This is a genomic window from Nostoc sp. (genome assembly GCF_036917155.1).
GTDB lineage: Bacteria > Cyanobacteriota > Cyanobacteriia > Cyanobacteriales > Nostocaceae > Nostoc.
In genome coordinates this window covers 24,595-31,900 of record NZ_JBALDZ010000105.1, presented here as the reverse complement: position 1 = coordinate 31,900, position 7,306 = coordinate 24,595, and the positions used below count along the sequence as shown (strand labels likewise).

General features: G+C 45.3%; 7 protein-coding genes and 1 pseudogene. All 8 read left to right on the top strand.

Features of this window, described 5'->3' with window-relative positions; translation table 11 throughout:
* Window positions 1-123 (top strand): annotated as a pseudogene (locus V7K67_RS15200) (photosystem II D2 protein (photosystem q(a) protein)); the annotation flags it as partial.
* On the top strand, window positions 107-1,498 hold the full coding sequence (gene psbC, locus V7K67_RS15195; RefSeq protein WP_179067687.1) for a photosystem II reaction center protein CP43: 1,392 nt from the start codon (window positions 107-109) through the stop codon (window positions 1,496-1,498). The pseudogene V7K67_RS15200 and the gene psbC, both read left to right, overlap by 17 nt.
* A 362-nt stretch (window positions 1,499-1,860) precedes the next feature.
* On the top strand, window positions 1,861-2,988 hold the full coding sequence (gene ada / locus V7K67_RS15190) for a bifunctional DNA-binding transcriptional regulator/O6-methylguanine-DNA methyltransferase Ada (protein WP_335167235.1): 1,128 nt from the start codon (window positions 1,861-1,863) through the stop codon (window positions 2,986-2,988).
* Between the two features lie 347 nt (window positions 2,989-3,335).
* Window positions 3,336-4,001, top strand: a complete 666-nt coding sequence (locus V7K67_RS15185; RefSeq protein WP_334732284.1) for a DNA-3-methyladenine glycosylase family protein — start codon at window positions 3,336-3,338, stop codon at window positions 3,999-4,001.
* 174 nt (window positions 4,002-4,175) lie between these two features.
* Window positions 4,176-4,772, top strand: coding sequence for a sigma-70 family RNA polymerase sigma factor (locus V7K67_RS15180; RefSeq protein WP_179067698.1), 597 nt, complete (start codon window positions 4,176-4,178; stop codon window positions 4,770-4,772).
* An 83-nt stretch (window positions 4,773-4,855) separates the two neighbouring features.
* On the top strand, window positions 4,856-5,203 hold the full coding sequence (locus tag V7K67_RS15175) for a hypothetical protein (protein ID WP_334732285.1): 348 nt from the start codon (window positions 4,856-4,858) through the stop codon (window positions 5,201-5,203).
* A gap of 12 nt (window positions 5,204-5,215) precedes the next feature.
* Entirely contained in the window at window positions 5,216-5,680 is a 465-nt protein-coding gene (locus tag V7K67_RS15170; protein ID WP_335167233.1) for a Spy/CpxP family protein refolding chaperone, read from the top strand.
* A 4-nt stretch (window positions 5,681-5,684) separates the two neighbouring features.
* Window positions 5,685-7,220, top strand: a complete 1,536-nt coding sequence (locus V7K67_RS15165) for a DUF1800 domain-containing protein (RefSeq protein ID WP_335167231.1) — start codon at window positions 5,685-5,687, stop codon at window positions 7,218-7,220.
* The last annotated feature ends 86 nt before the right edge of the window (window positions 7,221-7,306 follow it).

The following is a 7,306-nucleotide window of genomic DNA, read 5'->3' as shown; positions in this document are numbered from 1 at the left end:
ACCTTCTATACCAAAAACATTTTGCTGAACGAGGGTATCCGCGCTTGGATGGCTCCTCAAGATCAACCCCACGAACAATTTGTATTCCCTGAGGAGGTATTACCACGTGGTAACGCTCTCTAATAGACCAAATATCTTAGGCGGCGCTGGACGCGACCAAGAATCCACTGGATTTGCTTGGTGGTCTGGTAACGCACGTTTAATTAACTTATCTGGTAAACTGCTGGGTGCCCACGTTGCCCACGCTGGTTTGATTGTATTTTGGGCTGGAGCGATGACTTTGTTTGAAGTCGCTCACTTCATTCCTGAAAAGCCCATGTATGAGCAGGGCTTGATCTTGTTACCTCACCTCGCCACTCAGGGCTGGGGTGTTGGTGCTGGTGGTGAAGTCATCGATACCTTCCCCTACTTTGTTGTCGGCGTACTCCACCTGATTTCCTCAGCCGTCCTTGGCTTTGGCGGTATCTATCATGCCGTTCGTGGCCCAGAAACCTTAGAAGAATATTCTTCTTTCTTTGGTTACGACTGGAAAGACAAGAACAAGATGACGAACATCATCGGGTTCCACCTGATTATTTTGGGATTCGGTGCATTGCTATTAGTGCTAAAAGCAATGTTCTTTGGTGGATTGTATGACACCTGGGCACCAGGCGGTGGTGATGTTCGGATTATTACCAATCCGACATTGAACCCAGCAGTTATCTTCGGTTATGTAATCAAGTCTCCCTTTGGTGGCGAAGGCTGGATTGTTAGCGTTGATAACTTGGAAGATGTCGTCGGTGGTCACATCTGGATTGCCTTTATCTTAATTTCTGGTGGTATCTGGCACATCTTCACCAAGCCTTTTGCTTGGTCACGTCGTGCATCCATCTGGTCTGGTGAGGCTTACCTTTCCTACAGCTTGGGCGCTCTTTCACTGATGGGCTTCATCGCCTCCATCTTTGTTTGGTTTAACAACACCGTTTATCCAAGCGAATTCTTTGGCCCTACCGGCCCAGAAGCTTCTCAAGCTCAGGCTTTGACCTTCTTGATTCGTGACCAACGCTTGGGTGCTAACGTCGGTTCTGCCCAAGGCCCCACTGGTCTAGGTAAATACCTGATGCGCTCTCCAACTGGTGAAATCATCTTCGGTGGTGAAACCATGCGCTTCTGGGATTTCCGCGGCCCTTGGTTAGAGCCTCTACGTGGCCCCAATGGTCTTGACTTGGAAAAAATCAAGAATGATATTCAGCCTTGGCAAGCTCGTCGCGCTGCTGAATACATGACCCACGCTCCTCTGGGTTCTTTGAACTCCGTGGGTGGTGTGGCTACCGAGATTAACTCCTTCAACTACGTATCTCCTCGCGCTTGGTTGGCAACTTCTCACTTCGTACTAGGATTCTTCTTCCTAGTTGGTCACTTATGGCACGCTGGTCGCGCACGGGCTGCGGCTGGTGGTTTTGAGAAAGGAATTAACCGTGATACTGAGCCAGTGATGTTCATGAACGATCTAGACTAGTTCTAAGGTTTATTTCATCACTGACAACTAAATAATTTAAAGGCTCTTGCATAAAAGCAAGGGCTTTTTTTATAGGAGAATCCCCAGTAATCAAATGGGGATTATCTTTTTACTTTTCACTTTTTAAGCTCGATGACTCGCTAACAAAATTAAAGACATTTCAGACGTTTGATCGCAACAATCAGATAGAAAGTAGTTTTTCAATACACTTAATCTAGTGTTATGGCGTTTTCTAAGCAGCTGATGTATACCCAAATATTTTTACCAAAGGTTAGTAGCGTTGAAAACGGGAATTTCTATATATCAAGTTTAGTACGTAGCGATCGCCCCATGATTTACTAGAAATGGCAGAAGAGGCATCAATGCAATTACAACAGACACAACTTTTAGAGAAAACCCTCTGGGAAGCAGTTCTCAATCGAGATCCCAGTTTTGTCGGTCAGCTTTTCTATGGTGTTCGCTCTACAGGCATTTATTGTCGGCCTATTTGCCCTAGTCGCCGACCAAATCGCAATCAAGTTTGTTTCTTCCAATCAGCACAAGAGGCTGAAATTGCAGGTTTTCGACCTTGTAAGCGCTGTCAACCACAATCTGAAACAGTTCCAAGCACAGCCAAAGTCTTAGCAGTATGTCGATATATTGAAGCACAAGGCGATCGCATCCCAACCCTTTCGGAACTATGTTCTCAAGTGGGAATGAGTTCTAGTTACTTACAAAGGAGATTCAAGCAAATAATTGGTGTATCGCCTTTTCAATATGCAGATGCGCTGCGTAGCCAACGATTGAAACAGCGTCTTCAGTCAGGGGAAGAAATTGCTCACGCCGTTTACGACACAGGGTATGGTTCAAGTAGTCAACTCTATGAGAAAGCACCTAAACAACTGGGAATGACACCAAAGACTTACCAACAAGCTGGAAAGACAATCAGTATTGTCTATGCGATCGCTCCATGTCCACTAGGATATTTGCTTGTGGCAACAACAGAAAAGGGTATCTGCGCCGTTAAACTAGGTGATGAAGCAGACAAGCTTGAACACATCTTAAATCAGGAATTTCATCAAGCGCACATCATCCGTGATGACCACACACACAAGGAATGGATACAAGCAATCCTCAACTTTATTGCAGGAGGTAAGGTACATCTCGATTTACCACTTGATGTCCGTGGTACGGCATTTCAGAAACAGGTTTGGCAAGCATTACAAAAAATTCCTTATGGTGAAACGCGTACATATACTGATATTGCCTGTGATATTGCCAAACCCCAAGCAGTCCGTGCGGTGGGAAATGCTTGTGGAGCTAATCCGATAGCGCTGATTGTACCGTGTCACCGTGTACTGCGGAGTGATGGCAGTCTTGGTGGTTATCACTGGGGAATTGAACGCAAACAAAAACTGCTCACACAAGAATCAACCCCAAAGGGGATTAACAATTCAAAATTCAAAATGACGCTCTCTACGAGACGCTGCGCGAACGTAGACTCGCTCTAAGCGTACTCCTACGGAGAAGCAAGCTACGCGTAGCGTGTCGCAGACAAGCCATGCCGTTCGCGTTAGCGTCTCTGAAAGAGAAGGCTTTACGCTGCGCTAACAAAATTCAAAATTAAAGACATTTCAGACGTTCGCGTAGCGTCTCGTAGAGAAGAGAAGTGCCAAGCGATAGTTAAGAGCGTTGTGGCCACTGACGCTCCTCCGTCGCTAACGGGGGATTTAAACCCCGACTGAAATGGGTGCTACATGTAGATTGCAGGTTCTTAAACCCTTTAACTTACGATTAAAAAATAAATCAATTAACTTGCTCTGTATCCTAATTCTTTTTAGGTTGAAATTTCTGAAAGATGACATTGGAAGAAACAGCCGCACAACAAACACCTGAACTAGAATCATTGACTGAAGAAAGTCTGACTCGTGGTCTAATGGTGCTTGCCAATCTTGACAGCGATTTGGCTTGGATTTTAGAGACACTGGGGCCTCCACCAATATGGTCAAGAGAACCGGGTTTTGCAACGCTTCTGTGCATAATTCTGGAACAGCAAGTTTCCTTAGCAGCAGCAAAGGCTGTATTTACTCGACTCTGTGGGGTTGTTGTAACTCTGACGCCAGAAAACTTTCTGACATTGGATGATGCTCAATTAAAAGGGATTGGATTTAGTCGGCAAAAGATTCTATACTGTCGTGGATTGGCGAATGCGATCGCAACTGGTCAGCTTGACCTAACCAAGCTGGAAGGAATGGATGAAACTACTATCAGAACTGAGTTAAAGCGCCTCAAAGGGATAGGAGACTGGACAGTTGATATTTATTTGCTAATGGCGCTGCAACGTCCTAATGTCTTTCCCAAAGGCGATTTAGCGATCGCGATCGCTTTACAGCGACTCAAAAAATTGGCGACACGTCCAACACCAGCACAACTAGAAGCAATAACACAGCACTGGCGTCCGTGGCGAGCAGTTGCGGCAAGACTTCTATGGCACTATTACCTGAGTAATACTAATTCTGCGTGAACTTGCACCTTTGAACCTTTTTCCCATTCATCCGGTCTAATGAATAGACATCTGGTGAAAATGAATGTAGAGACGTAGCAGTGCTACGTCTCTACAAGGACTCTGGATAACGCATATTTAATTTCTGGAGATGTCTAATACAAGCAACGAAACGGATAGAGGAGAACGCCTCAGGTGTTAGTTGTACCAGCCAAGGTTTCAAAAGCAAATCAATTGATTGGTGAATTAGAAAGCGAATCTGACAGTTATCTAGTACAGCAGTGCCTGAGGGGTGATACCCAAAGCTATGGTCAGCTTTACCGTCGCCATCAGCAAAGAGTCAGGTCAATCCTCTATAAACTCTGTACTCCTGCCAGCCTCGACGATGTGGTGCAGGAAGTGTTTCTGCAAGCCTGGAAAGGATTGCCCAAGTTTCGCCAAACAGCAAAATTCTCTACCTGGCTGTACCGAATCGCTTGGAACGTAGCTTATGACCAGCGACAGGCAGATGTTCAAAGGCGAACTCAATTACAGATTCTCAGTGAAAAAACTCCTACCCAACAGGAAGCCCCAGAGTTAATGAATCTGCATTATCAAGACCTTGTGCAACGGGGACTAGCAAACCTAAGCTTTGACCATCGCACGATATTGGTTTTGCATGATTTGGAAGAAGTACCTCAAAAAGAGGTAGCACAAATTCTGGACATTCCCCTGGGAACAGTCAAGTCACGCCTATTCCATGCTCGTGCTGCTATGCGTCAATTTCTCCAAAACCAAGGGGTGCAGCTATGACCGAAAACGACTCATGATACAGAGCAACTAAATTGATTTATGGAGATCATTAATTTTGAATTTTGAATTCGGAGCGAAGCGACGTGACTCAGTTACCCAATGATGATCCTGACCTAATTAATTTTCTCTGCCAACATTGTCCAGAAGTTCCGCTAGCCTCGCCTGATTTAGAACAACAAATTTTACAACAGGTGAAAGCTTGGCCTCAAGCACCCTTACGCCACTATTCAAGACCGAGGCTAGTTCTACCTGCTCTTGCAGCGGGATTAGTCGCTGCGATCGTTGGCTACCGTGCCTTCATCCCGGCTCAACCGAGTCGGGCTGAACTTGCCACATTGCAAAATTTTATTGAAAGCAATTGGCAAGGTACAGTCAGTAACGAACATCTGGAAAGTGATGTATGGCATTTTACAGACTTAGATACTGAATAGGAGATCGCTTTGATGTTAATCCGTCGTGTTTCCATTTTGGCAGTGGCGATGATTGGCTTTGGTAGTACTATTGCTCTGGCCAAGCCAACTTTAATTTCACACCAAGTCATTGCCCAAACCCCTACAGGTGTAACTCGTCCAAATCTTGCTAAATCAGGGGGATGGCTCAAGGATTTGAATTTGACATCCCAGCAATTGCAACAGATTAAGCAAATTCGTAATCAATCTAAACAGCAAATAGCCCAAAAATCACAGGAAATCCGTCAAGGGGAACAGGAATTAGATGATCTGATCGCAGGGACAGCTACTAAAGAGCAAGTGCGGGGTAAATATAACCAAATTAAGCTTGTAAAGCAGCAGCTTAGTGATACCCAGTTTGAAAATACCCTTGCGATTCGGGAAATCTTGAACCCAGAGCAACGGCAGAAATTTGCCGAACGTATGTATAAGAAAAATCCTCCCGCACAGCACAATTAACTCTATGACTGTAAAGCCTAAGTATTGGGTGTTGTTGCTGTTGATCTTACTGGGGTCAATTCCTCCTAGTAATGCAGCCTCCACACCTGTTGACCCAAAAGTATTACATATAATTAATCGCCTCAGCTTTGGCCCTCGTCCGGGAGATGTGCAAAGAGTGGAGTCTCTGGGTGTAGAGCGATACATTCAGGAGCAACTCTCACCCGAATCGATTCCCGAACCGCAAAGTCTCACCAGCCAACTAAAGCAGCTAAATACTCTCTACTTGAATCCGGTGGAACTTTCAGAACACGGCACAACTAATCTCCCAGGGCAAAAACCCACCCCATTAGAAAGAAAAGCTGCCAACAAGTGGGCTAAACAGGTGCTAGATGAGGCAGTGCAGGGGCGATTATTAGAAGCAACTAGCAGTCCCCGACAACTCCAGGAAGTGATGGTGGACTTTTGGTATAACCATTTTAATGTGGATGCTGCTAAAGGACGCGATCGCCTCTGGGTGGGAGCTTATGAACAAGAGGCGATTCGACCTTACGCTTTGGGTCGCTTTCGTGACCTGTTAGGGGCAACAGCTCATCATCCAGCTATGCAGTATTATCTAGACAACTTCCAAAATCGGGCTGACAACCACCCTGATGCTCAAGGTAATATCCGCGGCTTGAATGAGAACTATGCCCGCGAACTGATGGAATTACACACTCTCGGCGTAGATGGAGGTTATACTCAGCAAGATGTAATTGCTCTGGCGCGGATTTTAAGTGGTTGGGGTTTCATTCGTCCTGATCAGCAGACAGATAATACTTTCGGATTTGACTTCAATCCAAAGCGTCATGATTTTAGCGACAAAGTTTTCCTGGGACACACAATTAAAAGCGGTGGTGAAGCCGAAGGGGAGGAAGCTTTAGATATTTTAGCTCGGAGTCCGGCAACTGCACGTCATATCAGCTATCAAATAGCTCAATATTTTGTCAGCGATCTTCCCCCAACGACTCTGGTAAACAATCTTACACACCGTTATCTGGCCACTGATGGCAATATTCGTGAGGTTCTCAACACCCTATTCCACAGTCGAGAATTCTGGGATGCCAAAAACTTTAATGCCAAGTTTAAAACACCCTATCAATATGCGATCTCTGCGGTGCGAGCCACAGGTGTGGAAGTAGAGAACACAAGACCAATCTCTAATCTGCTGCAACAGTTGGGAATGCCTCTATACGGTTGCCAAACTCCAGATGGTTACAAAAACACAGCAGATGTGTGGTTAAACCCTGATGCAATGAACCGCCGCCTCAGTTTTGCTGCGGCGATCGCTAATGGCAATTTACCCTTATCAACCATCCCTACAAATATAGAACAGAGGGAGCAAATCGGCACAGGGCAAAGACCTTTACACAAGTCTCCCAGTATTCCTGTAGATGCTTGGCAACTAACCAATACATTGGGCAATTCTTTGTCAATGAAAACGCAGAATGCGATCGCCTCTAGTTCCCCTCAAATCCATAGTGCTTTAATTTTGGGCAGTCCAGAATTTATGCATCGTTAGTTAGAGTTTTTGCCAGTTTTGCCAAAAATTAATTGGGTGCGGCTCTTTTTTTGGCTAAGGTATTGGTCTTTAGAACTAGGTTGTTG